The 22,324-nt window shown below is 67.8% G+C and carries 23 protein-coding genes; 8 read left to right on the plus strand and 15 right to left on the minus strand.

Going from position 1 to position 22,324, the window contains the following annotated elements; genetic code table 11:
* Nucleotides 1-226: 226 nt before the first annotated feature.
* From DID96_RS18660 to dapF, 5 genes are all read right to left on the minus strand, one after another.
* Complete coding sequence (locus tag DID96_RS18660) at nt 227-1,375, minus strand: GTP-binding protein (protein WP_124600753.1); 1,149 nt, start codon at nt 1,373-1,375, stop codon at nt 227-229.
* Nucleotides 1,376-1,486: 111 nt separating this feature from the next.
* Nucleotides 1,487-2,695 carry a class I SAM-dependent rRNA methyltransferase gene (locus DID96_RS18665; protein ID WP_124600754.1) on the minus strand — a complete coding sequence of 403 codons (1,209 nt, stop codon included), beginning with the start codon at nt 2,693-2,695 and terminating at the stop codon, nt 1,487-1,489.
* 81 nt (nt 2,696-2,776) lie between these two features.
* Complete coding sequence (xerC, locus tag DID96_RS18670) at nt 2,777-3,697, minus strand: tyrosine recombinase XerC (protein ID WP_124600755.1); 921 nt, start codon at nt 3,695-3,697, stop codon at nt 2,777-2,779.
* A gap of 17 nt (nt 3,698-3,714) precedes the next feature.
* Nucleotides 3,715-4,437: a DUF484 family protein gene (locus DID96_RS18675; protein ID WP_124600756.1), complete on the minus strand. Its 723-nt coding sequence runs from the start codon at nt 4,435-4,437 to the stop codon at nt 3,715-3,717.
* A gap of 34 nt (nt 4,438-4,471) precedes the next feature.
* A complete protein-coding gene (gene dapF, locus DID96_RS18680; RefSeq protein ID WP_124600757.1) occupies nt 4,472-5,356 on the minus strand; it encodes a diaminopimelate epimerase in 885 nt (294 codons plus the stop codon).
* A 352-nt stretch (nt 5,357-5,708) separates the two neighbouring features.
* On the opposite strand from dapF, the gene DID96_RS18685 reads away from it, so the two are divergent.
* On the plus strand, nt 5,709-5,987 hold the full coding sequence (locus tag DID96_RS18685; RefSeq protein WP_124600758.1) for a type II toxin-antitoxin system RelE/ParE family toxin: 279 nt from the start codon (nt 5,709-5,711) through the stop codon (nt 5,985-5,987).
* 14 nt (nt 5,988-6,001) lie between these two features.
* On the plus strand, nt 6,002-6,304 hold the full coding sequence (locus tag DID96_RS18690) for a HigA family addiction module antitoxin (RefSeq protein WP_124600759.1): 303 nt from the start codon (nt 6,002-6,004) through the stop codon (nt 6,302-6,304).
* Between the two features lie 46 nt (nt 6,305-6,350).
* On the opposite strand, the gene DID96_RS18695 is transcribed toward DID96_RS18690, so the two are convergent.
* The gene (locus DID96_RS18695; protein ID WP_124600760.1) at nt 6,351-7,235 is read right to left on the minus strand and encodes a lipid A biosynthesis lauroyl acyltransferase; all 885 of its coding nucleotides are present in this window, start codon (nt 7,233-7,235) and stop codon (nt 6,351-6,353) included.
* A 267-nt stretch (nt 7,236-7,502) separates the two neighbouring features.
* Here DID96_RS18695 and metK point away from each other — a divergent pair, with 267 nt between their 5' ends.
* Entirely contained in the window at nt 7,503-8,690 is a 1,188-nt protein-coding gene (gene metK / locus DID96_RS18700; protein ID WP_124600761.1) for a methionine adenosyltransferase, read from the plus strand.
* Nucleotides 8,691-8,801: 111 nt separating this feature from the next.
* Here metK and DID96_RS18705 read toward each other — a convergent pair whose 3' ends face one another.
* Nucleotides 8,802-9,143, minus strand: a complete 342-nt coding sequence (locus tag DID96_RS18705) for a hypothetical protein (RefSeq protein WP_124600762.1) — start codon at nt 9,141-9,143, stop codon at nt 8,802-8,804.
* Nucleotides 9,144-9,497: 354 nt separating this feature from the next.
* Here DID96_RS18705 and DID96_RS18710 point away from each other — a divergent pair, with 354 nt between their 5' ends.
* Complete coding sequence (locus tag DID96_RS18710; protein WP_124600763.1) at nt 9,498-10,268, plus strand: phytanoyl-CoA dioxygenase family protein; 771 nt, start codon at nt 9,498-9,500, stop codon at nt 10,266-10,268.
* A 123-nt stretch (nt 10,269-10,391) separates the two neighbouring features.
* On the opposite strand, the gene DID96_RS18715 is transcribed toward DID96_RS18710, so the two are convergent.
* Nucleotides 10,392-10,598 (minus strand): DUF3185 family protein, encoded by a 207-nt coding sequence (locus DID96_RS18715; protein ID WP_124600764.1) that lies wholly within the window; start codon nt 10,596-10,598, stop codon nt 10,392-10,394.
* A 178-nt stretch (nt 10,599-10,776) separates the two neighbouring features.
* On the opposite strand from DID96_RS18715, the gene mgrA reads away from it, so the two are divergent.
* The gene (gene mgrA, locus DID96_RS18720) at nt 10,777-11,820 is read left to right on the plus strand and encodes an L-glyceraldehyde 3-phosphate reductase (RefSeq protein WP_124600765.1); all 1,044 of its coding nucleotides are present in this window, start codon (nt 10,777-10,779) and stop codon (nt 11,818-11,820) included.
* 99 nt (nt 11,821-11,919) lie between these two features.
* Here the strand turns inward: mgrA and DID96_RS18725 are convergent, their stop codons facing one another.
* The 3 genes from DID96_RS18725 to DID96_RS18735 all read right to left on the minus strand — a co-directional run bounded on the left by DID96_RS18725 (nt 11,920) and on the right by DID96_RS18735 (nt 14,842).
* Nucleotides 11,920-12,105: a hypothetical protein gene (locus DID96_RS18725; protein WP_124600766.1), complete on the minus strand. Its 186-nt coding sequence runs from the start codon at nt 12,103-12,105 to the stop codon at nt 11,920-11,922.
* Nucleotides 12,106-12,314: 209 nt separating this feature from the next.
* The gene (locus tag DID96_RS18730) at nt 12,315-13,181 is read right to left on the minus strand and encodes a DMT family transporter (protein WP_124600767.1); all 867 of its coding nucleotides are present in this window, start codon (nt 13,179-13,181) and stop codon (nt 12,315-12,317) included.
* 344 nt (nt 13,182-13,525) lie between these two features.
* A complete protein-coding gene (locus tag DID96_RS18735) occupies nt 13,526-14,842 on the minus strand; it encodes an MFS transporter (protein ID WP_409333789.1) in 1,317 nt (438 codons plus the stop codon).
* Nucleotides 14,843-15,171: 329 nt separating this feature from the next.
* On the opposite strand from DID96_RS18735, the gene DID96_RS18740 reads away from it, so the two are divergent.
* Both DID96_RS18740 and DID96_RS18745 read left to right on the plus strand, forming a co-directional pair.
* Nucleotides 15,172-15,384, plus strand: coding sequence for a hypothetical protein (locus DID96_RS18740; protein ID WP_004198969.1), 213 nt, complete (start codon nt 15,172-15,174; stop codon nt 15,382-15,384).
* Nucleotides 15,385-15,415: 31 nt separating this feature from the next.
* Nucleotides 15,416-16,447, plus strand: coding sequence for a serine/threonine protein kinase (locus DID96_RS18745; protein WP_409333790.1), 1,032 nt, complete (start codon nt 15,416-15,418; stop codon nt 16,445-16,447).
* Nucleotides 16,448-16,519: 72 nt separating this feature from the next.
* On the opposite strand, the gene DID96_RS18750 is transcribed toward DID96_RS18745, so the two are convergent.
* Together DID96_RS18750 and DID96_RS18755 are read right to left on the minus strand one after the other, a co-directional pair.
* Nucleotides 16,520-17,938 carry a coniferyl aldehyde dehydrogenase gene (locus tag DID96_RS18750; RefSeq protein ID WP_124600770.1) on the minus strand — a complete coding sequence of 473 codons (1,419 nt, stop codon included), beginning with the start codon at nt 17,936-17,938 and terminating at the stop codon, nt 16,520-16,522.
* Between the two features lie 39 nt (nt 17,939-17,977).
* A complete protein-coding gene (locus tag DID96_RS18755; protein ID WP_124600771.1) occupies nt 17,978-18,526 on the minus strand; it encodes a hypothetical protein in 549 nt (182 codons plus the stop codon).
* A 233-nt stretch (nt 18,527-18,759) separates the two neighbouring features.
* On the opposite strand from DID96_RS18755, the gene DID96_RS18760 reads away from it, so the two are divergent.
* Nucleotides 18,760-20,397, plus strand: coding sequence for a GMC family oxidoreductase (locus DID96_RS18760; RefSeq protein WP_124600772.1), 1,638 nt, complete (start codon nt 18,760-18,762; stop codon nt 20,395-20,397).
* 13 nt (nt 20,398-20,410) lie between these two features.
* Here the strand turns inward: DID96_RS18760 and DID96_RS18765 are convergent, their stop codons facing one another.
* Together DID96_RS18765 and fliJ are read right to left on the minus strand one after the other, a co-directional pair.
* Nucleotides 20,411-21,814: a flagellar hook-length control protein FliK gene (locus tag DID96_RS18765; protein WP_124600773.1), complete on the minus strand. Its 1,404-nt coding sequence runs from the start codon at nt 21,812-21,814 to the stop codon at nt 20,411-20,413.
* Nucleotides 21,815-21,862: 48 nt separating this feature from the next.
* Entirely contained in the window at nt 21,863-22,321 is a 459-nt protein-coding gene (fliJ, locus tag DID96_RS18770) for a flagellar export protein FliJ (RefSeq protein WP_124600774.1), read from the minus strand.
* Nucleotides 22,322-22,324 lie beyond the last annotated feature (3 nt).

The raw sequence follows: 22,324 nt of genomic DNA on the forward strand, positions 1-22,324 counted from the left end.
GCGATCCGGCACGTTTGCGATTCCCGGGTTTTCGTTCTGCAAGAACCGGGCCTGTCATTGCCCGTGCTCCAGCGGGCACGTATTGTAACTGAATCGCAAGACTGCGCCGTATCGGGTCGATCCCCGTCGGCAGCGCCAATATCTTTAAAATATAACGCGCAAACCGCGAAAAAGCGATGACGCCAAAACCCTTGCCGGAGGCGGCGCTGCGCCGCCTCCGGTACCGTCAGGCGAGGCAGGCGTCGAGGCCGTCCGTGATCAGGTCCTGCGGCAGGTCGACGCCGATGAACACCATCTTGTTGGTCTTCTTCTCGATCGGCAGCCACTTCGCGGCGAGGTCGCTACCCATCATCTGGTGCACGCCCTGGAACACGACCTTGCGGTCGACGCCCTTCATGTACAGCACGCCCTTGTAGCGCAGCATCCGCTCGCCGTAGATCTGCAGGATCCCGCCGAGGAAATCCTCGAGCTTGTTCGGATCGAACGGGCGATCGTTGCGGTATACGAACGACTTGATCTTGTCGTCGTGGTGCGCGTGGTGGTGATGGCCGTGCGCGTGATCGTGGTCGTGATCGCAATGGCCGTGATCGTGGTCGCAATGCGCGTGGTCATGATCGTGGCCGTGATGCGCGTGCTCGTCTTCCGCGAGGAAGTCGGGATCGATCTCGAGCTTCGCGTTCAGGTTGAAGCCGCGCAGGTCGAAGATTTCCTTGATGTCCGCGTCGCCGAAGTTCACGACCTTGATCGCCGCCCGCGGGTTCATGTGCACGAGGCGATGCTTCAGATCGGCAACGGTCTGGTCGTCGACGAGATCCGATTTCGTGATGAACAGCCGATCGGCGAAGCCGACCTGGCGCTGCACGACTTCGTGCTCGTCGAGTTGCGCATCCGCGTGCTTCGCGTCGACGAGCGTGATGACTGCGTCGAGCAGGAAGTCGTCGGCGATCTCGCTGTCGATGAAGAACGTCTGCGCGACCGGGCCCGGGTTCGCGAGGCCGGTCGTCTCGATCACGATGCGGTCGAAGTCGAGCTTGCCGTCGCGCTTCTTCGCGGCCAGATCGCCGAGCGCGCGTGCGAGGTCGCCGCGAATCGTGCAGCAGATGCAGCCGTTGCTCATCTGGATGATCTGCTCGTTCGTATCCTGCACGAGGATCTCGTTGTCGATGTTCTCCTCGCCGAACTCGTTCTCGATCACGGCGATCTTCATGCCGTGCTGTTCGTTCAGGATGCGCTTGAGCAGCGTCGTCTTGCCGCTGCCGAGGAAGCCGGTGAGGATGGTGACGGGAGTGGCCATGTCGGTCGCCTGTGGTTCGTGAATCGGGGTCAAAACCAGGATGTGCGTCGCGCCCAGGTAGCCGGGCGCACAACCATTCATTGAAACATATCTGTCAAGCCCCCGCCCGTCGTCCGGACGACGGGCGGGCGTGCTGATCGTTCGCCGGGCAAAGAGGGGCCGGCGGACGGCTGCCCGCGAAGATCGGGGCGATCAGACGATTTGCAACAGCAGGCCCTTCAAATATTCGCCTTCCGGGAACGCGGACAGCAGCGGGTGATCGACGCCTGCGCCGAGCCGCTTCAGGATGCGCGCGTCGACCTTCGCGTCGGCGGCCGCGCCCGCGACGATCTTCTGGAACAGGTCCATGTCGATCGCACCCGAGCACGAGTAGGTGAACAGCAGGCCGCCCGGACGCAGCAGCTTGAAGCCGCTCAGGTTGATGTCCTTGTACGCGCGCGCGGCGCGGTCGACGCTGTCGCGGGTCGGCGCGAACTTCGGCGGGTCGAGCACGATCAGGTCGAAACGCTCGCCTTCGTCGACGAGGCGGCGCAGCGTCTTGAACGCATCGGCGTCGAGCCAGGTCGCGCGCGCCGGGTCGAAGCCGTTCGCGGTGACGTTCTGCTGCGCGAGCGCGAGCGCGTCGCCCGACGAATCGATCGACACGACGCGTTTCGCACCCCCCTTCAGCGCCGCGAGCGAGAAGCCGCCCGTGTAGCAGAAGCAGTTCAGCACGTCGCGCTCGTTCGCGTACTGCGTGACGAGCGCGCGGTTGTCGCGCTGGTCGATGTAGAAGCCGGTCTTGTGGCCGTTCGGCACGTCGACGTGGTAGCGCACGCCGTTCTCGTTCGCGATCAGCGTCGCGGGCGGCGCGTCGCCCGCGAGCACGCCGGTCGTCTGCTCGAGGCCTTCCTTGTCGCGGATCGATACGTCCGAGCGTTCGTACACGTTCGGGCAGCCGGTCGCGCCGGTGAGCGCCGCGACGATCGCGTCCTTCCACGCTTCGACGCCGGTCGCCATGAACTGGCAGACGAGCTGGCCGCGCGGCGATTCGCCGCCAGAGTCTTCGACGTAGTAATCGACGATCAGCCCCGGCAGCCCGTCCGCCTCGCCGAACACGAGCCGCACCGCGCCCGTGCCCGAGACCATCGTGTTGCGATGCGCAACCGCGCGCTGCACGCGCCGCTTGAAGAACGCGTGGTCGATCGGTTCGTTCTCGTCGAAGCTCCACACGCGCACGCGAATCTGCGATTGCGGGCTGTACGCGCCGCGCGCGAGGAAGCGGCCGTCGTGCGCACGCACGATGACGGTCGCGCCGGGTGCGGGCTTGCCGTCGACGCGGTCGATCGCGTTCGCGTAGATCCACGGATGACGGCGCAGCAGCGATTTGTCCTTCGACGGTTTGAGTGTGACGGTTTGCATGGCTTGATCGAAATGGGCCGCGTCCCGCGAGGACTTCGTCCGGTCATCGGGCGCGGCGGGTAAAAACGGAAAACGCGCGCGTCAGTCGCGCTTCTTCGCGCGCGGGTGCGCGCTGTCGTAAATTTTCGCGAGGTGCTGGAAGTCGAGCGACGTATACACCTGCGTCGCGGCGACGCTCGCGTGGCCGAGCAGCTCCTGCACCGCGCGCAGGTCGCCGCTCGACTGCAGCACGTGCGTCGCGAACGAGTGGCGCAGCACGTGCGGATGGACGTGCGCCGGAATGCCTGCAGAGAGCGCCGCGCGCTTCACGCGCTCGCGCACGACGCCCGGCGACATCCGGTTGCCGCGAACCGACAGGAACAGCGGATGCGGGTCGTGCTTCACGAACTCGCCACGCACCGCGAGCCATGCGTTCAGCGCATCGATCGCCTTGCGGCCGACCGGCACCTTGCGTTCCTTGTTGCCCTTGCCGAGCACGGTCACCTCGGCTTCGGCGAGGTCGAGCCAGCCGGCCGAGCGGTAGCCATCGGCCTCCGTGTACCTGACATCGAGCCCGATCAACTCGGCGAGGCGCAGGCCGGACGAGTAGAACAGCTCGAGGATCGCGTGGTCGCGGATGCCTTCGGTCGTGGCGGGCAGCGGCGCGTCCATCAGCGCCGATGCGTCGTCGACCGACAGCGCCTTCGGCAACGTCTTCGCGCGCTTCGGCGCGCGCACCGCGGCGACCGGGTTCGCGGGCAGCTCGACGCGCTGGGCGAGCCAGCGGTAGAACGCACGCCACGCGGACAGCCGGTGCGAGATCGAGCGCGCGGAGAGCCCGCCCGCATGCGCGCGGGCGACCGCGCCGCGCACGTCGGCCGCGGCCAGCGTCTCGAGCGGGCGGCCCGCGGCGAGCTTCTTCAGCTCGTCGAGTTCGTGCGTGTAAGCGCGCAGCGTGTGATCCGACAGCTTCCTGACGTGCTTCAGGTTCGACAGGTACGCGGCGATCGGATCGTCGGTCATGTGGTGCGGCGTGCGAATCAGTGCGGCAGCAGGCGCGTCAGCGCGGCGCTCGCGAGCGTCGCGATCTGCGCGAGGAAATCGGTCGCCATCCCGTCGTGGAAGCGGCGCGGGTCCGGCGAGCCGAGCACGAGCAGCCCGAACGCGGGTGCGTCAGGGGCGGCCAGCGGCGCGCGCAGCGCGAGCAGCGCGACCGACGTGGCCGAGCCGTCGCCGGACGGGGCCCCATCACCGCCGTCCGTCGCATTCGCGGACGCGGCAACCGCGGGCGCGAGCCACTGCGCGGCCTCGAAGCCCGTGTTCGCGCCGCAGTACGGCGTCGCGAGCCCGTTCGTGAACAGGCGCACCTCTTCGCCGACCTGGCGCGCGAAGTCGGCCTGCGAGTAGGTGTCGGCGACGTCCCACACGCGCAGCGCGGTCTGCGGCACGTCGAACACGTCGGCGAGGCCGTCGGCGATCGTGCGCGGCAGCGCGTACGGATCGCGCTCGGCGATTACGCGCGCGGTCCAGCGGCTGAATTTCGCGGACAGGCTGTCGTTCTCGTGGCCGTAGCGCACGAGTTCGGCAAGCCGGCGCTCGAGATGCTTGTTCTTGTCGCGCAGCATCTCCATCTGCCGTTCCTGCAGCGAGATTGCCGCCTTGCCGTGCGGGTTCGCGAGCCGGATCGTGGCGAGCAGTTCGGCGTGCCGCGCGAAGAATTCGGGGTTGGCGAGCAGGTAGTCGGCGACTTCGCGATCGTTCATTTGACGGGAGCGTTCAATCAGGACAAGGAAAGGGTCAGACGGCCAGGTCGATCTCGCCTTCGAAGACGGTTGCGGCGGGGCCCGCCATCATCATCGGCGCGGACTCGTCGCGTGCGCCGTCCCAGCTGATCGTCAGCGTGCCGCCGTGGGTGTGCACCGTGACAGGCGTTTCGAGCAGGCCGCGCCGGATGCCGGCCGCGACCGCCGCGCATGCGCCGGTGCCGCACGCGAGCGTCTCGCCCGCGCCGCGCTCGTAGACGCGCAGCTTCACCTCGTGGGGCGACACGATCTGCATGAAGCCGGCGTTGACCCGCTGCGGAAAGCGCACGTGACGTTCGATCAGCGGGCCTTCGGCGAGCACCGGATACGCTTCGGCGTCGTCGACCACCTGCACCGCGTGCGGGTTGCCCATCGACACGGTCGAGATCCAGCGCGTCTCGCCGTTCACGTCGAGCGGCCACAACGTGTCGCGGCCGTCCTGGCGGCCTTCGAGGCCCGCCGCGCCTGGACCGGCCGTGTCGAACGGCACGAGGTCCGGCGCGAACACGGGCGCGCCCATGTCGACGACGACCTCGCCGTTCTCCTGCATCGTCAGCGTGATCAGGCCCTTCATCACTTCGACGCGCACGCTGCGCTTGTCGGTCAGATGCCGGTCGACCACGAACTTGACGAAGCAGCGCGCGCCGTTGCCGCAGTGTTCGACCTCGCCGCCGTCGCAATTGAAGATCCGGTACTTGAAATCCGCGCCGTCGACGGTCGGTTTCTCGACGACCAGCAACTGGTCGGCGCCGATCCCGAAATGGCGGTTGGCGAGCGCGCGCACCTGCGCTTCGGTGAGCGGCGGCAGCGCGCGGGAGTAGCCGTCGAGCACGACGAAGTCGTTGCCGGCGCCGTGCATCTTGGTGAACGAAAGCTTCACTGGTCCCGGAATTCCATTGCAAATAGAGGGGGCTCAGCGCGGCGGGCGCGTCGCGGCGCGTTGCCGGGCGGGCGGGTTCGTCGTGCTGATCTCAACCGCGAATGATACATGCAGCCGTCACGGCCGTCCCGTGCGGACGGGGTGCGCGAGCGTGCGGGAAGTCCGGCGAAGGTGTCGCGCTGGCCGATCGGCCGGCTTGTGACGGCGTGTGCGCCGATCTTAGGCTGTTTGCACGCGTCGATTCGAAGCCGATTCCACGCCATTTGACAGTTCAACCAGGTGAGACGTATAGTGTGGCTATACGCTATACAGGCGAGGCCGACGGCCACCGCAACTCGAGTGTAGGAGGTCCATGATCAAGTCATGGCAGCACAAGGGACTGGAAGCGTTTTTTCTGAGCGGGAGCAAGGCGGGCATCCGGCCCGATCATGCGCCGAAGTTGCGGCGCCAGCTTGCCCGGCTCGACGTGGCGAGCACGCCGCTGGACATGAACGTGCCGGGCTGGCGCTTCCACCGGCTCGAGGGTGCGCTGGTCGGGTACTACGCGATCAGCGTGAACGGCAACTGGCGCTTGACGTTCCGGTTCGAAGGGCCCGACGCCGTGCTGGTCGACTACCAGGATTATCACTGAGGTCATTCAGACGCATGACACGCATCTTCAACCCGCCGCATCCGGGCGAAACGCTGCGCGACGACGTGCTGCCGGCGCTCGGCCTGACCGTCACCGAGGCTGCGGCGCAGCTTGGCGTGACGCGCGCGGCGCTATCCCGCGTGCTGAACGGCCACGCCGGTATTTCGCCGGAAATGGCGCTGCGCATCGAAGGGTGGCTCGGCGAGGAAAACGGCGGGCGCGCGGATCTGTGGCTCGCGCAGCAGGCTGCGTACGATCTCTGGCAAGCGCGCGCGAAGGGCATGCCGAAGGTGGTTCGGGCCCACGCGCGGACTTGATTCGCCGCGACAGGCGCCGCGGCCGGCGTACGCCGGCCAATGCGTGCTAGTACAGGCTCGGCTCGCCCGGCGGGCGGGTCTTGAAACGCTTGTGGACCCAATAATACTGCTCGGGCATCAGCGGAATCTGTTCCTCGAGGAATTCGTTCATCCGGCGTGCGTCGAGATCGTCGTCGCCGGTCGGGTAATCGGCCCACGGCTTGAACACCTTCAGCCGGTAACCCTTGTAGTTCGGCAGCACCTCGCCGATGAACGGCAGGACCTGCGCGTGGCCGACCTGTGCGAAGCGGCCGACGGCCGTCAGCGTGCAGGCCGGCACGCCGAAGAACGGTACGAAGGTCGAATTGCGCATCCCGTAGTCCATGTCGGCGCCGAGCATCACCGGCTTGCGGTCGCGCAGCCAGCGCAGCACCACGCGCGCACTGTCGGCCCGGCTTGCCAGCTCCGCGCCGAAGCGGCTGCGGCCGGCCCTGGCCGCAGCCTCGATCTCCGGGTTCTTCATCGGCGTGTACAGCGAACCGCAGGTGCGGCCGAGCGCCAGATTGATCGCCATCGAGCCGGCTTCGATACCGACGAAGTGGAAACCGAGCAGCAGGGTCGGCGGCATGTCGGGGTCGGTGAGATCGACCTGGCTGTCGACCGTGAACAGCTTGCGGTAGGTTTCTTCCGACGCAAACCACTGATAGCTGCGCTCGACGTAGCTGCGAATCGCATGGCGGAAATGCAGCCCGGCGACTTCCTCGCGGCGTGCGTCGCTCCAGTCGGGGAAGCAGAGCTTCAGATTGGTGTGTACGATGCGCTTTCGCCCGCTGGGGATCTGATAGAGCAACCAGCCGAGCCCGTCGCCGAACCGGGCGGTCAAGCCATAAGGCAGGCGCGCGAGCAGCTTCAGGAAGCCGATGGCGAGAGACGTGCCGAGGCGGCCTAGCATGCGGAACCTCCGTGGATCGGGCGAGCCGGCATGTGGCGAGCAGGGGTGAGGGGCAGCGAAAAATGCAGCACGGGCGGCACTCTGTGACAATTCTGGAAAGCCGCTATAATACGGGCTTCGCCGAGTTAACTGACAACTTGCGGGGCGAAGCCGGTTGGCGCGAAGCGCGCCGCCCCGGTACTGGTAATCCGCTAAAGCGTCGCCGCTTCAGGCTAACCGAAGCTGGCTACGTGAAACCAACCGTAACCAACAAGGAGCCTGAACAAAGTGGCTAACGATTATCTCTTCACGTCCGAATCCGTCTCCGAAGGCCATCCGGACAAGGTCGCGGACCAAATCTCGGACGCGATTCTCGACGCCATCCTCGAGCAGGACAAATATTCCCGCGTTGCGGCCGAAACGCTGTGCAACACGGGTCTCGTCGTGCTGGCCGGTGAAATCACCACGACGGCCAACATCGACTACATCCAGATCGCGCGCGACACGATCAAGCGCATCGGCTACGACAACACCGACTACGGCATCGACTACAAGGGCTGCGCGGTGCTCGTCGCGTACGACAAGCAGTCGCCGGACATCGCGCAGGGCGTCGACCGCGCGCACGACGACAACCTCGATCAGGGCGCGGGCGACCAGGGCCTGATGTTCGGTTACGCGTGCGACGAAACGCCGGAACTGATGCCGCTGCCGATCTATCTGTCGCACCGTCTCGTCGAGCGCCAGGCCAGCCTGCGCCGCGACGGCCGCCTGCCGTGGCTGCGTCCGGACGCGAAGTCGCAGGTGACGGTCCGCTACGTCGACGGCAAGCCGCACTCGATCGACACCGTCGTGCTGTCGACCCAGCACGCGCCGGACATCGAACTGTCCGCGCTGCGCGAGGCCGTGATCGAGGAAATCATCAAGCCGACGCTGCCGGCCGACCTGATCAAGGGCGACATCAAGTTCCTCGTGAACCCGACCGGCCGGTTCGTGATCGGCGGCCCGCAGGGCGACTGCGGCCTGACCGGCCGCAAGATCATCGTCGATACGTACGGCGGCGCTGCGCCGCACGGCGGCGGCGCGTTCTCGGGCAAGGATCCGTCGAAGGTCGACCGTTCGGCTGCCTATGCAGGCCGCTACGTCGCGAAGAACATCGTCGCGGCCGGCCTCGCGTCGCGCGCGCTGATCCAGGTGTCGTACGCGATCGGCGTCGCCGAGCCGACCTCGGTGATGGTCAACACGTTCGGCACGGGCCGCGTGTCGGACGCGACGATCACGCAACTCGTCCGCGAACACTTCGACCTGCGTCCGAAGGGCATCATCAAGATGCTCGACCTGCTGCGCCCGATCTACGAGAAGACGGCTGCCTACGGCCACTTCGGCCGCGAAGAGCCGGAATTCTCGTGGGAAGCGACCGACAAGGCGCTTGTGCTGGCCGAAGCGGCTGGCGTGGAGCCGGCAGTGCGCGTCGCGTAAGCGTTCGTCACACGAAACAAAAAACCCCGGCCATGCCGGGGTTTTTTATTGCCGCGCGTGCCGCCCATGGCAGCGCGCGGGCGTCGCGTAGCGGGCTTGCCCGCCGCGCGATCAGCGTGCCGCGAACGCGAACCAGCCATCGCTGGCCGCGAGCCGCCGCGGGCGGTTGATCCGGCGCTGCGGGCCGTTCGCGCGGCGCAGCGCGAGCGCGCGCAGCGACGACGGTTTCTGCAGCAGCGAGCGCAGGCCGGCGCGGCGTGCGAACGCCTGCGTGCTCACCATCGAGAAGAACGCGTGGAACCACGCGCGGATGCCGTCGAACCGGGCGTGCGGCTGTGTCTGCTCGGCGAGCGCCTGCGCACGTGCGCGGTGATGGCGCAGCGGGCGAAGGGGAGCGGACGGCACGACGCGCTTCGCAGCGCGGCTGAGACGGGAAGTCAGACGGAATGGCATGTGAACGATGCTTTGCTCGAAATGATGGCGCCCTTGGCGAGCGCACTGGTATGTAACGGCCTCGGATGGCGCAACGCATGGTACCCAATCTCGTTGCGCGCCGCGCCCGCCAGAACTGACAGGCCGCGACAGGCTACAGCGCTTTCGTGACGGGCAAAAGTCGCGGATAACCCTTGTGCGACAAGGCCTCGGTTATATACCGCCTGTCGCTGAGGCACGCGCGGCGGCGCACAGTTCCCTTGCGCAGGATCAAATCGCCGGCGTGCATTTCCCTGCGCACGACATTGGTGCTTCGCGCGCCATCCGGCGCCGTTTTACAATCGGAACATTCACAAAAAATACATCGAGCGTCCCATGTCTTCATTGCAGTCGGAATCGATTCGCGCGCAGGTTGCGGAACTGCGCGAACGCGGCTTCGTCATCGCCCGCGGCCTCGTCGGCGCGGACGAGTGCGCGGCACTGAAGCGCATTGCCGAGCGTCAGTTGCAGGAGGCGGCGCAGCCGATCGAGTTCGAGGCCGATCTGCGTTATCCGGGCGCGCCCGAGTCGAAGCATGCGCCCGGCGGCCACACGGTGCGGCGCCTGCTCGACGCGTATGAGCGCGATCCGGCATTCGCCGAGCGCGCGACAGCGCCGGAGATCAGCGCGTGGATGCGTGAATATTTCGGCGAACGGCCCGTGCTGTCGCGCGCGCATCACAACTGCATGATGACGAAGCATCCCGCGTACGGCAGCCTGACGGGCTGGCACCGGGATTTCCGCTACTGGGCGTTCGAGCGGGCCGACATGGTGTCGGCGTGGGTCGCGCTGGGGCCGGAAACCAACGAAAACGGTGCGCTGTGGCTGGTGCCGGGCTCGCATACCGCGGAATTCGGGCCGGAAGCGTTCGACGACGCGAAGTTCTTCCGCGGCGATCTCGCGGAGAACAGGAAGATGATCGATGCGGCGACGTGCCCGCCGCTGAACACGGGCGACGTCGTGTTCTTTCACTGCAACACGCTGCATTCGGCAGGCCAGAACCTGTCGGATCAGGTGAAGTTCTCGCTCGTGTTCACGTACCACGGCGAAAGCAACCGGCCGGTTCCGGGTACGCGTTCGGCGGCGAAGCCGGAAGTGCCGTTCTGACGCCGTTCAGTACCTGAGCGCCGCTTTCCGGCGGCTGCTGCAAGCCTGCATCGGCGGGGCCGCGGCGGCTGCCGAGACGCATCGACACATCGACACATCGACACATCGACCCGCCGGATAAGGTCAGCGCTTGCCGCCAGGCATCGAGAGGCCGATCAGGCCGATCAGCGATGCGACGCCGCCGCCGGCGATCAGCAGGATCGTCTTCGTGGCGGGCGAGCCGGTGAAGAAGCGCGACACATTGTCGTTGATCGAATGAAACGACTGGCCGCCGAAATACAGCAACACGACGCCGCCGACGAGCAGCGCAACCGAGATGACCCGGGACATACCAACCTCGCTGAAACGGTGAATCGAGACGCCGCAGTGTAGGCGAGCGTCGTGGCCGCGTCCATCGTCGAGCACGGGCGCGCCGCGTTCGCTACCATAACCGTCCTGCACTTCCTTCGCCGCCGGCACACCCCGAGTGCAACCGGCGCGCTCCATCGACGTCCTGACGGGAATACCCATGGCCTACGAAGCAGCTTCCGAACGTTACGCCGGCATGCAATACCGCACCTGCGGCAGATCCGGGCTCAAACTGCCCGCGCTGTCGCTCGGCCTGTGGCACAACTTCGGCGATACGACGCCGATTTCGACGCAGCGCGAGATCCTGCGCACCGCGTTCGATCTCGGCATCAACCACTTCGATCTCGCGAACAACTACGGGCCGCCGTACGGCAGCGCAGAAGCCAACTTCGGCCGGCTGCTCAGGGAGGATTTCAAGCCGTATCGCGACGAGCTGCTGATCTCGACGAAGGCCGGCTGGGACATGTGGCCGGGGCCGTACGGCAGCGGTGGCGGCTCGCGCAAGTACGTGCTCGCGAGCCTCGACCAGAGCCTGCAGCGGATGGGGCTCGACTACGTCGACATCTTCTATTCGCACCGCTTCGACGCGCATACGCCGCTCGAGGAAACGGCCGGCGCGCTCGCATCGGCCGTGCAGCAGGGCAAGGCGCTGTACATCGGCATCTCGTCGTATTCGGCCGCGAAGACGCGTGAAATGGCCAAGCTGCTCGCGGAGTACAAGGTGCCGCTGCTGATCCACCAGCCGTCGTACAACCTGCTGAACCGCTGGGTCGAGCACGAACTGCTCGACACGCTCGATGCGATCGGCACCGGCAGCATCGCGTTCACGCCGCTCGCGCAGGGCCTGCTGACGTCGAAATACCTGAACGGCGTGCCGGCCGACGCGCGCGTAAACAAGCCGGGCGGCGGTTCGCTGCAGGAAGGGCACCTGAGCGCGGACAATCTCGAGCAGGTGCGCCGGCTCGACGCAATCGCCGCGCAGCGCGGGCAGAGCCTCGCGCAGATGGCGCTGGCGTGGGTATTGCGCAACGGACGCGTGACGTCCGCGCTGATCGGCGCGAGCCGCGCGGAGCAGGTGCGCGAAAACGTCGGGGCGTTGCGCAACCTCGAATTCTCGGCCGAGGAGCTCGCCGAGATCGATCGTTACGCAACGGAAGGCGGCATCAATCTTTGGGAAAAGCCGTCCACCGATCAGGCGATCTGACCGGTATTCGATGCGGCGCGCGATACGGCCGCCGCATCGTGCCTGACGGCCGTTCCGCCGTTCTGCCGCTGCGCCGAAACGGCGCGCCGTGACGCGCCGCTAGATCAGCGCAGGCAGGCCTTCGACCAGCAGCAACGCGACGCCGACGCCGAGCATCGCGCCCAGCACGCGCAGCAGGTTGTGGCGGAAATTGGTCGCACACGGCACCGAACCGAGGAACAGTGCGCCGGCGAGCGCCATCGGAATCAGCAGGATGAAGTCACCGATCGTGAAATAGGTGGTCATGCGTGTCTCCCATGCCTTGGCATTTTCGTCTTGATCCGACCCGATTGTGGGAAGGGTGGTCAGTTCGAGTATAGATAACGCCGCATGCTTTTCGCTATCCGAACCATTAAAAAAGCAGCGGAAAACGCGACGAAACGCCGACATCGGTCGCGAGCAAGACGAAATCCTTGCACATTGCTTTCCCGCTGCTTTCGAGGTGGCCCGCCCGGTCAACTGCGCCCAGCGGGCGCGCGAAACACGAGCGCGAGCCCCGCGACGATCGCGCCGATGCCGGCGAGCGCGAGCGGCTCGGGACGGTTGCCGAGCCAGACGGCATCCATCAGCGCGGTGACGACGGGCACGAGATAGAACAGGCTCGTCACGTTGACGAGATCGCCGCGCTGCATCAGGCGATAGAACAGCAGCTGCGCGACGACCGAGATCACGATGCCGAGCCACAGGAGCGGCACCACGAACGCCCAGGTCGTCTCGAACGCGATCGGCCGGAACGGCAGGATCGCCGCGCATAGCGCGAGCCCGATCGCGTTCTGCAGCGGCAACACGTCGGCGGGCGCCGAGCGCACGCGTTTTTGCAGCAGCGCACCGGCCGTCAGCGCGACGAGCGCGGTGAGCGCGCAGGCGATGCCCGCGACCGGCATGGCCGAGCCGCCGGTGCCGCGGCAGACGATCAGCGCGAGCCCGGCGAGCGCGAGCCCGAGCCCCGCGACGCGTGCGGGCTGCCAGCGCCGCTCGACGATCGCGAGGGTGAGGATCGGCTGCACGCCGAGGATCGTCGCGAGGATGCCGGGCGCGATCCCGCGTTCGAGCGCGAGCAGATAGAAGATCGAATAACCCCCCATCATCAGCAGCCCGGTGACGGCCGCGATGCGCCGCTCACCGCACGCGGGCAGCCAGCGCCCGCGTGCGGCGGCCAGCGCGAGCAGCACGAGCGATGCAAGCGCGAAGCGCGCGGTGAGGAAGACGAATGCGGACGCATGCCGCAGACCGAGTTCGGCGAAGATCGCCCCGCTGCTCCAGAGCAGCACGAAGAGCGACGTCGCCCCATGCGCGGCGAGCGCGCGTTTGAACGAAACCATCTGAATCCACCTGTCGAACGAATAAGGACGTTCCATGCGCGCACGCACCGTGCCGTGCGTCACGACGCACGAATGGCACGCTGGCGAATGGAAGCGGAAAAAACGGAGCCGGCAGTCAGCCGGCGCACGCCGCCGGAGGAGGCGGCGCCGCGCCGACGAGCGGCGGATCGACAGGAGGAGGCGGTGCCGACGGATGCGCGCACGCCCGCAGCCGCGCGTCGAGCGGCGGCCGGGACATCGAAACGGGGTGCGTGAGCAAAGGCATCGTCACGGAATGCGGTTGAATGCGAACGAGCGTTAAAGGTAACGCAGGAACGGTTGTCGTGGCAACCGGCGCGAACGCATCATGCGTGGCCCGTGCGCTCGCGGCCGCGCAGCCACAGCGTTGCGGTCAGGCCGGCGGCGAGCAGCGCGGCAACGAGGCCCGCGACGCCCGGCCAGCCGCTCGCGCTCCAGAAGCGGCCGCCGAGCGATCCGACAATGCTCGAGCCGAGATAGTACGAGAGCAGATACAGCGCGGCGGCCTGGCCCTTGCCTTGCGTCGCGAGGCGGCCGACCCAGCCGCTTGCGATCGAATGGCCGGCGAAGAACCCGAACGTCACGCACGCGATGCCGAGTGCGATCGCGGCGACCGGATGAAGCAGCGTCAGCGCGACGCCCGCCAGCATGATGCAGATGCTGGCGATCAGCACGCGGCCGCGGCCGAGCGCATCGGCCATGCGACCGGACCACGGCGACGCGACGACGCCGGCCAGGTAGACGACGAAGATCGCGCCGATCGTCGCCTGGTTCATCGAATACGGCGGCGCGAGCAGCCGGTAGCCGATGTAGTTGTACAGCGTGACGAAGCCGCCCATCAGGAGGAAGCCGAGCGCGAACAGTACCGGCAATTCTCGGCGGCCGGCGAGGTGTCGCGCGAGCGCCGCGCGATGCTGCGCGAAGCCGAGGCCGCGGCTCGGCGTGAAGTGGCGCGACGGCGGCAGCAGCGCACGGAACGCGAGCGCCGACGCGAGCCCGAGCACGCCGATCGTGCCGACCGCGATGCGCCACGTGAACAGGTCGGCGAGCACGCCGGCGATCACGCGTCCGGCCATTCCGCCGAGTGCGTTGCCACCGACATAAAGGCCCATCGCGAGGCCGAGTCCGTCCGGATGCACTTCCTCGGCGAGATAGGCCATGCCGACCGCCGGCACGCCGCCGAGCGCGAGCCCGGTGAGCGTGCGCAGCACGAGCATCTGGTGCCAGTGCGGCGCGCACGCGGCGACGATCGTGAGCAGCGACGCAAGCGCCAGCGATGCGGTCATCAGCCGGTGGCGGCTCAGTCCTTCGGACACGACGCCCGCGACGAACACGGCGAGCGCGAGCGCGGCGGTCGAGAACGACAGCGCGAGGCTGCTCTGCGCGGGGCTTACGCCGAACGTATTCGAGAATTCCGGCAACAGCGGCTGCACGTAGTACAGCAGCGAGAACGTCGCGTAGCCCGCGAACAGCAGCGCGAGGCTCGCACGCCAGTAGTTGCGCGAACCGCGCTCGAGATAGATGCCGGAAGTGGGGGCAATGTCGGGGGTAACTTCGGGGGCCATTGAGGGGGCCATTGAGGGGGCGATTGAGGGGGCAACTGCGGGCGGGGTGGGCGATGTCGTGCCGGAACGAACGGTCACGCAAAATCTCCAGGCAACACGGCAAAAGGCCAACGATACGCCGGTTGCGGAAATCGCGTGCGCCGAAGCCGGTCGGCCCGGTTCGGCGGACGGTCACATTCGACAGGGTATGATGGGGGTGTCGCCCGTGCAACTGCGCGGGCGGCGCAGTGGTTGATTGGAGACATTCGACGAATTCGCGGCACTTTACCCGCTTCTTCTTCTTTTCGCGCTTCGATAAACCGGGAACAATGGGATACGCGCGGCCGCCAGGCAGGCGGCGCGCGTGTCGTGCATTTGCCGGCCGTGCTGCTTGGCCGGGTTTCAAGAATCAAGAGTGGGGAAACATCATGCATGTCGGGTCGATTGTCTGCACTACCCATATCGCGGTGCCGAAGGGCGCACGCGGCATCGTCCAGCGCATCCTGGGCGACATGGCGATGGTGACCTGGTACGCGGGGGTACCGGGCGAGTCGAAGGAACTCAACACCGAGCCGTTCTTTCTCGAGGACCTGATCGACACCGGCGAATCCGTATTGCCGGCTGGCGCGGCGCTGCATTGAGCGCTCGTCTTTCGGCCCGGCTGGCGGCACAATGCGGGGCATGAACGAAGTCACCTCCGCTGCAGCCTCCCCGGCCGGGCCGCCGTTTGCCGGCCTCACGCCCGAATGCGTGCTCGATGCGCTCGACAGCGTGCTGATGCCGGCCGGTCTGCGTACCGACGGGCGCCTGCTCGCCCTCAACAGCTACGAAAACCGCGTCTACCAGGTCGGCATCGAAGACGGCCCGCCGATCGTCGCGAAGTTCTATCGTCCCGCACGCTGGTCGGACGATGCGATCCTCGAAGAACACGCATTCGTCGCCGAACTCGTCGCGTGCGAGATTCCGGCGGTGCCCGCGCGCGCGTTCGACGGCCGCACGCTGCATGCGTACGACGGCTTCCGCTTCTCGATCTTCGAGCGCCGCGGCGGCCGCGCGCCCGATCTCGACCGCAGCGACACGCTCGAATGGCTCGGCCGCTTCATCGGCCGCATCCACGCCGTCGGCGCGACCGAGCCGTACACGGCCCGGCCCGTGCTCGACATCCGCACGTTCGGCTACGAGCCGCGCGACTACCTGCTCGCGCACGATTTCATTCCGGACGACGTACGGCCTGCATATGAGGCAGCGGTCACGCTCGCGCTCGAAGGCGTCGAGGCCGCGTTCGAACGCGCGGGCGAGATCCGCCTGCTGCGCGCGCACGGCGACTGCCATCCGAGCAACGTGCTGTGGACCGATGCGGGGCCGCACTTCGTCGATTTCGACGACAGCCGGATGGCGCCCGCGATCCAGGATCTGTGGCTGTTGCTGCCCGGCGATCGCGCGGGCGCGTCGCGTGCGCTCGCGGACTTGCTCGCCGGTTACGAGGATTTCTGCGAATTCGAGCCGCGCGAGCTGCACCTGATCGAAGCGCTGCGCACGCTGCGGCTGATTCACTACGCGGCCTGGCTCGCACGGCGCTGGAACGATCCCGCGTTTCCCGCCGCGTTCCCGTGGTTCAACACCCATCGTTACTGGGAAGCGCGCGTGCTCGAGTTGCGCGAGCAGATCGGCGCGATGCAGGAAGGGCCGCTCTGGCCCGTGTGACGGATGCGCGCCGGCGCGGCCGTGCGCCGGCAGACGTCCGCAAAGCGGGCACGCGGCCCGCTTTGCCCCGCATCAGAACTTCAGCATCAGCTTGATCAGCGCGGCGAAGCGCTTGCCGTACGGCGGCGCGAGCAGGTTGCGCGCATTGAGGCGCGCCTGCGTCAGCACCGGCTTCATCTTCGAGAACGTCACGAAGCCGTCGTGGCCGTGATACGCGCCCATCCCGCTCGCGCCGACGCCGCCGAACGGCAGGCTGCCGCACGCGATGTGCATCAGCGTCTCGTTGACCGACACGCCGCCCGACACGGTCTCGCGCATCACGCGATCGACCGTGCCGCCGTCTTCGTCGAACAGGTAGAGCGCGAGCGGCCGCGGTCGCGCATTCACGTACGCGATCGCCTCGTCGAGCCGTTCGTACGGCACGAGCGGCAGCAACGGCCCGAAGATCTCTTCCTGCATCAGCTGCGATCCCGCGTTCACGTGCGTGACCGCGCACGGCACGAAGCGGCGCGACGCGGGATCGGACGACGCGTCGGCAAGCGGATACAGCTGCGCGCCGGCCGCCTGCGCGTCGCTTGCAAGCTGCTGCAACCGCGCGAAATGGCGGTCGGACACGATCGTCGTGTAGTCGGCGTTGTGCGCGAAATCCGGATACATCTTCGCGAGCCGCACCCGCGCGCGCTCGATGAACGCGCCTTCCATGCCGCGCGGCAGCAGCACGTAGTCGGGCGCGATGCAGGTCTGGCCCGCGTTCAGCGTCTTGCCCGCGACGATCGCGTCGACCGCCGCGTCGAAGCGCGCATTCGGCCCGACGATCGCGGGCGACTTGCCGCCGAGTTCGAGCGTGACGGGCGTGAGGTTGTCGGCCGCCGCGCGCATCACGTGCCGGCCGACCTGCGTCGAACCGGTAAACAGCAGATGGTCGAACGGCAGCGTGCTGAACGCGGCGCCGATTTCCGCATCGCCGTTCACGACCGCGACGTGATCGCGCGAGAAAGTGTTCGCGATCAGTTGCTCGAACAGCGCGGACGTGCGCGGCGTCAGTTCGGACATCTTGACGATCGCGCGGTTGCCGGCCGCGAGTGCGCAGATCAGCGGGCCGGCCGCGAGCAGCACCGGATAGTTCCACGGCACGACGATCCCGACCACGCCGAGTGGCTGCGGAATCACCTGCGCGCGCGCGGGATGCATCCACTTGTTCATCGGCTTGCGGATCGGCTTCATCCAGCGCTTGCCGTGCTTCAGCGCGTCGTCGATCTCTTCCTTCGCCATCCAGATTTCCGACAGCAGCACCTCTTGCTTCGCGCGATGGCCGAAGTCCGCGCTGATCGCGTCGGCGAGCGCGTCGGCGTTGTCGATCAGCATCGTGCGCAGCGCGCGCAGGTGCTTCGCGCGCGCTTCCCAGTCGGGATACGGCGCGCGCAGGTAGGCGGCGCGCTGCTCGTTCAGCAACGACGTCAGGGCGGCAAGTTCAGGCAGATCGTTCTTCATGGCGTCTTCTCCGGTTGAGCGTGGCGCATCGGCCAGCAATCAGGCCGCAAGCGCCCGCTCGACGAGCGCGGCTTGGCGGTTCGGGTTGGGCGGCGTGCCGCCGTTCGAGGCGGCATCCTGTATGGCGTGGGGCAAGGCGGTGGTCATGGCGTCGCGCGGGATCGCGTCGCCCGTCGAGTCGCCCGTCGCATCGGCCGTCGCGTGCCGGTCACATCCGGGCGTCGCATCCGCGCGACGGTTTACGCACACGAAAACGTCGCGGGAAGCGGCGCGCGATGCGCGGTCGCGCCGTGATGGGGTGCACGAAACGATCACGCGAAACGGCGCGGCGGACCGCGCCGCATGCACGGGCACGCTGCATTGCCGGACGCTTGCGGCCGCGACAGGCGCGATCGGCGGCCAGCCGGAAGATGCCGCCGGCATGCGTTCCAAACGCGCGGGGGCGGCCCGCGCCGTTCGATTGCCGCGCGTCGCGCGCGTCGCTGCGCGTGTGCGCGCACAGGCTGTCGTTTGAAACAAAATGCGGGGCAAGGACGAGGTGGCCGGAAAACCCGGTCGGCACACGGCCTGCAGAACGTGTCGCTGCATCAGTGTCTCTCCCATTTCGCGACAGATCGGCTTCTGGCGGCCGGCTGCGTCGCGCCAAGCGAATCCACGCATCTTAAATTTAGTTCACGCGCACGTTTAGAGGAATCGCTCTCGAATCGGCGCGCCGCGCGCGCGGCAGCCATTCCTACAATGCGCGAACACTAGAAGACAGAAGACGTGACTCGGGCCGCGCGGCAGCGCCGGGCGCCCTTCATGACATGAAGGAGACATGCATGCAATACGACTACATCATCGTCGGGGCGGGATCCGGCGGCGCGAGTCTCGCGGGCCGGCTCGCCGACGCGTGCCCCGACGCGACCATCGCGCTGATCGAGGCGGGTTCGCACACGGAGCGCAACCTGCTCGTCAACATGCCGGTCGGCATTGCGGCGCTCGTGCCGTTCAGGCTCGGCACCAACTACGGCTACGAGACCGTGCCGCAGCCGGGCCTCGGCGGCCGCCGCGGCTACCAGCCGCGCGGGCGCGGGATGGGCGGCTCGAGTGCGATCAACGCGATGATCTACACGCGCGGCCATCCGCGCGACTACGACGAATGGGCGGAACTCGGCGCGACAGGCTGGGGCTGGCAGGACGTGCTGCCGTACTTCCGGCGCGCGGAAGGCAATCAGCGCGGCGCGAATGCGTGGCATGGCGCGGACGGTCCGCTCACGGTGTCCGATCTGCGCTTTCGCAATCCGTTCTCCGAACGATTCATCCAGGCCGCGCACGCAGCCGGCTATCCGCTCAACGACGATTTCAACGGCGCGACGCAGGAAGGCGTCGGCTTCTACCAGGTCACGCATCGCGACGGCTCGCGCTGCAGTGTCGCGCGCGCGTACATCTACGGCCGCAACCGGCCGAACCTGCATGTGATGACCGATGCGACGGTGCTGCGCGTCGGCTTCGACGGCAAGCGCGCGATCGGCGTCGTGGTGTCGCGCAACGGGCGCGTCGAGACGCTCGGCGCGCGCGCGGAAGTGATCGTGTCGGGCGGCGCGTTCAATTCGCCGCAACTGCTGATGTGCTCGGGCATCGGCCCGGCCGAGCAGCTGCGCCGGCACGGGATCGCGGTCGTGCAGGACGCGCCGGACGTCGGCACGAACCTGATCGACCATATCGACTTCATCATCAACACGCGCGTGAATTCGTCGGAGCTGGTCGGCGTCTGCGTGCGCGGGATCGCGAAGATGACGCCCGCGCTCGCGCGCTACTTCTCGAGCCGCACCGGGATGATGACGAGCAACGTCGCGGAGGCGGGCGGCTTCATCAAGAGCGACCCGTCGCTCGACCGGCCGGACCTGCAGCTGCATTTCTGCACGGCGCTCGTCGACGATCACAACCGCAAGATGCACTGGGGCTTCGGCTATTCGCTGCACGTGTGCGCGCTGCGGCCGTTCAGCCGCGGCACGGTGACGCTCGCGAGCGGCGACACGCGCGATGCGCCGTTGATCGATCCGCGCTTCTTCAGCGATGCGCGCGATCTCGACCTGCTCGTGCGCGGCGCGCACGCGATGCGGCGGATCCTGTCGCAGGCGCCGCTCGCGTCGCAGGGCGGGCGCGAGCTGTACACGCGGGCGGACCAGTCGGAAGCCGAGCTGCGCGCGACGATCGTTCAGCATGCCGACACGATCTATCACCCGGTCGGCACCTGCCGGATGGGCACGGATGCGCGCGCGATCGTCGATCCGCAGTTGCGCGTGCGGGGCGTCGAAGGGCTGCGCGTGGTGGATGCGTCAGTGATGCCGACGCTGGTCGGCGGGAACACGAATGCGCCGTCGGTGATGATCGGCGAGCGTGCGGCGGACTTCATCGTTGCCGCACGCAAGGCCGGCTCGCCGCGCGGCGAGACGGCCTCGGTGCACGGCCGCTGAGCGGCGCCGATGCTCAGGCAAACGTATCGACGAGGCCGACGCGGCTCACGGTCGCGCCAGCCGCAGCGGATGGCGCGCCGTCGAGCGGTGCTGCGCCGGCTGACGGTGCGGCGCTGCCGCGCCGCGACGATTGTCCGCCGGCGAACGCCTGCTGCGGGTTCTGCTGCTGCTGCTGCGAGGCGAAGCCGCCGTCGCTGACGGTTGCGCTGCCGAGGCCGAGGCCACCCGCTTCCATCGCGTCGCGCAGCTTCGGCAGCGCGGCTTCGACCGCCTCGCGCACCTGCGCGTGCTGCGACACGAACAGCGCGTGCGCATGATTGTCCGCGACCCGCAGCACGACCTGCAGCGGGCCGAGATCCGGCGGATTGAGCGTCAGCTCGGCGCTCTGCTGGTGCGCATTCGACAGGAACACGACCTTCTGGCTCAACGCGTCCGTCCAGTCCGCGGTGCCGACGTGCGGCGCAAGCACGTTCGCGTTCGCGGCGGCGACGTTGGCCGCCGCCGGCGTCGTCTGCAGCGCGGGCTGGGACGCGGCCGTCGCGGCGGCGAGCGCGGCGCGGGCCGGATCGACGCCATCCTGCGTGGCCGCGAGCGCATGCGCCGCGCCGGCTCCCGTATCGGATCTGGCCGCCGCGTCGGCCTGCAGTGCCTGCGCGGCGGGCGTCTGCGTCTGCCCCGGCGTCGCCGCGAGCGTGCCCTTCGCGTCGGCAAGCGTCTTGTCGAACGTCGGCATCTTCGGCGTGAGCGGCGCGGCGGTGGTGGCCGCAGTCTGCTGCGGTGCCGCGGCGCCGGCGGTGGCCGGCAGCGCGACGCCGCTCGCACCGCCGGTGAGTTTCTCGAGCGCCGCATGCAGCGCGTCGCGGCTCGTCGTCGGCTCGGCATGGCCCGCTGCCGACGCCGCGTCGCTCGTGCGCGCGAGCATGTCGGCCGACGGTGCGTTGGTCGTCGACGTCGTGGACGACGTGGACATTGAGGATGCCGTGCCGTCGGGGCGCGCCTGCAATTGCGCCTGCAATTGCGCCTGTATGGCAGCTGCGGCGGCGAGCGCGGCCGCGTCCGGATTGGTGGCGGCGGTCTTGTCGTCAGACGAGTCGGATGATTTCGTGCCGTCAGCGGCCTGCGACGTCGCGTCGTCGGCTGCATGCCGCAGCGATGCGGCAACCGGCGAGCCGGACGCACCGGACGCATCCGTGGCGGCTGCCGCCGCGCGCTGCGTCGCGACGCTTTGCTGCAGCGTTCGCGCGAACGGCACCGGCGCGGCGCTGTTCGACGCAGACGCAGACGCAGACGCCGAAGCCGACGCAGACGCAGACGCAGACGCAGACGCAGACGCATCGGTCGCGTCCGTCTTGCGGGCGCCCTTGAAGGCGGAAGCGGCGGTATCGATCAGCGTACCGAGCATGGACAAGGAAGGCATGGCGTTCTCTCGTGCGAATCGTACAAATCGTGCGAATGCGGTGGGCGGTTACGTCGACCTGGCCGCGTCGGCCCGCATCCGCAGCACCTTTGCGGCATGCTCGTCGGCCTCGCGCTGTTCGCGCTTCGCGGCGCGCGTTGCTTCTTGCGCGACGCCGCGCGCCTGCAGGATCTCGTACGACCCGACGGTGCGTTTCTGCTGCTGCCAGTGCGGGCGCGCCTCGTCGATGCGCGCGTCGGCGGCGGCCAGTGCGCGGCGCTGCTGCGCGATCGCCGAGTCGAGCGTGTCGAGGAACGCCTGGAAATTCCGCCAGTTGCCGGCGGGCATCCCGTGCTGCGCGGATTGCGCGAAGCGCGTGTGGTATTCGTCGCGGTAGCGCAGCAGTGCGTCGAGCTGCTCGGCGGCCGCGGTGCGGTCGCGCTGCGCGTGCCCGAGCTGCCGGGTCGCCTCGTCGAGGTTTTCCTGCGCGCGGTCGAGCAGGATCTGCAAAGGAAAGCCTTGGGCCATCAG

It is taken from the genome of Burkholderia sp. Bp8963 (assembly GCF_003854275.1).
GTDB lineage: Bacteria > Pseudomonadota > Gammaproteobacteria > Burkholderiales > Burkholderiaceae > Burkholderia.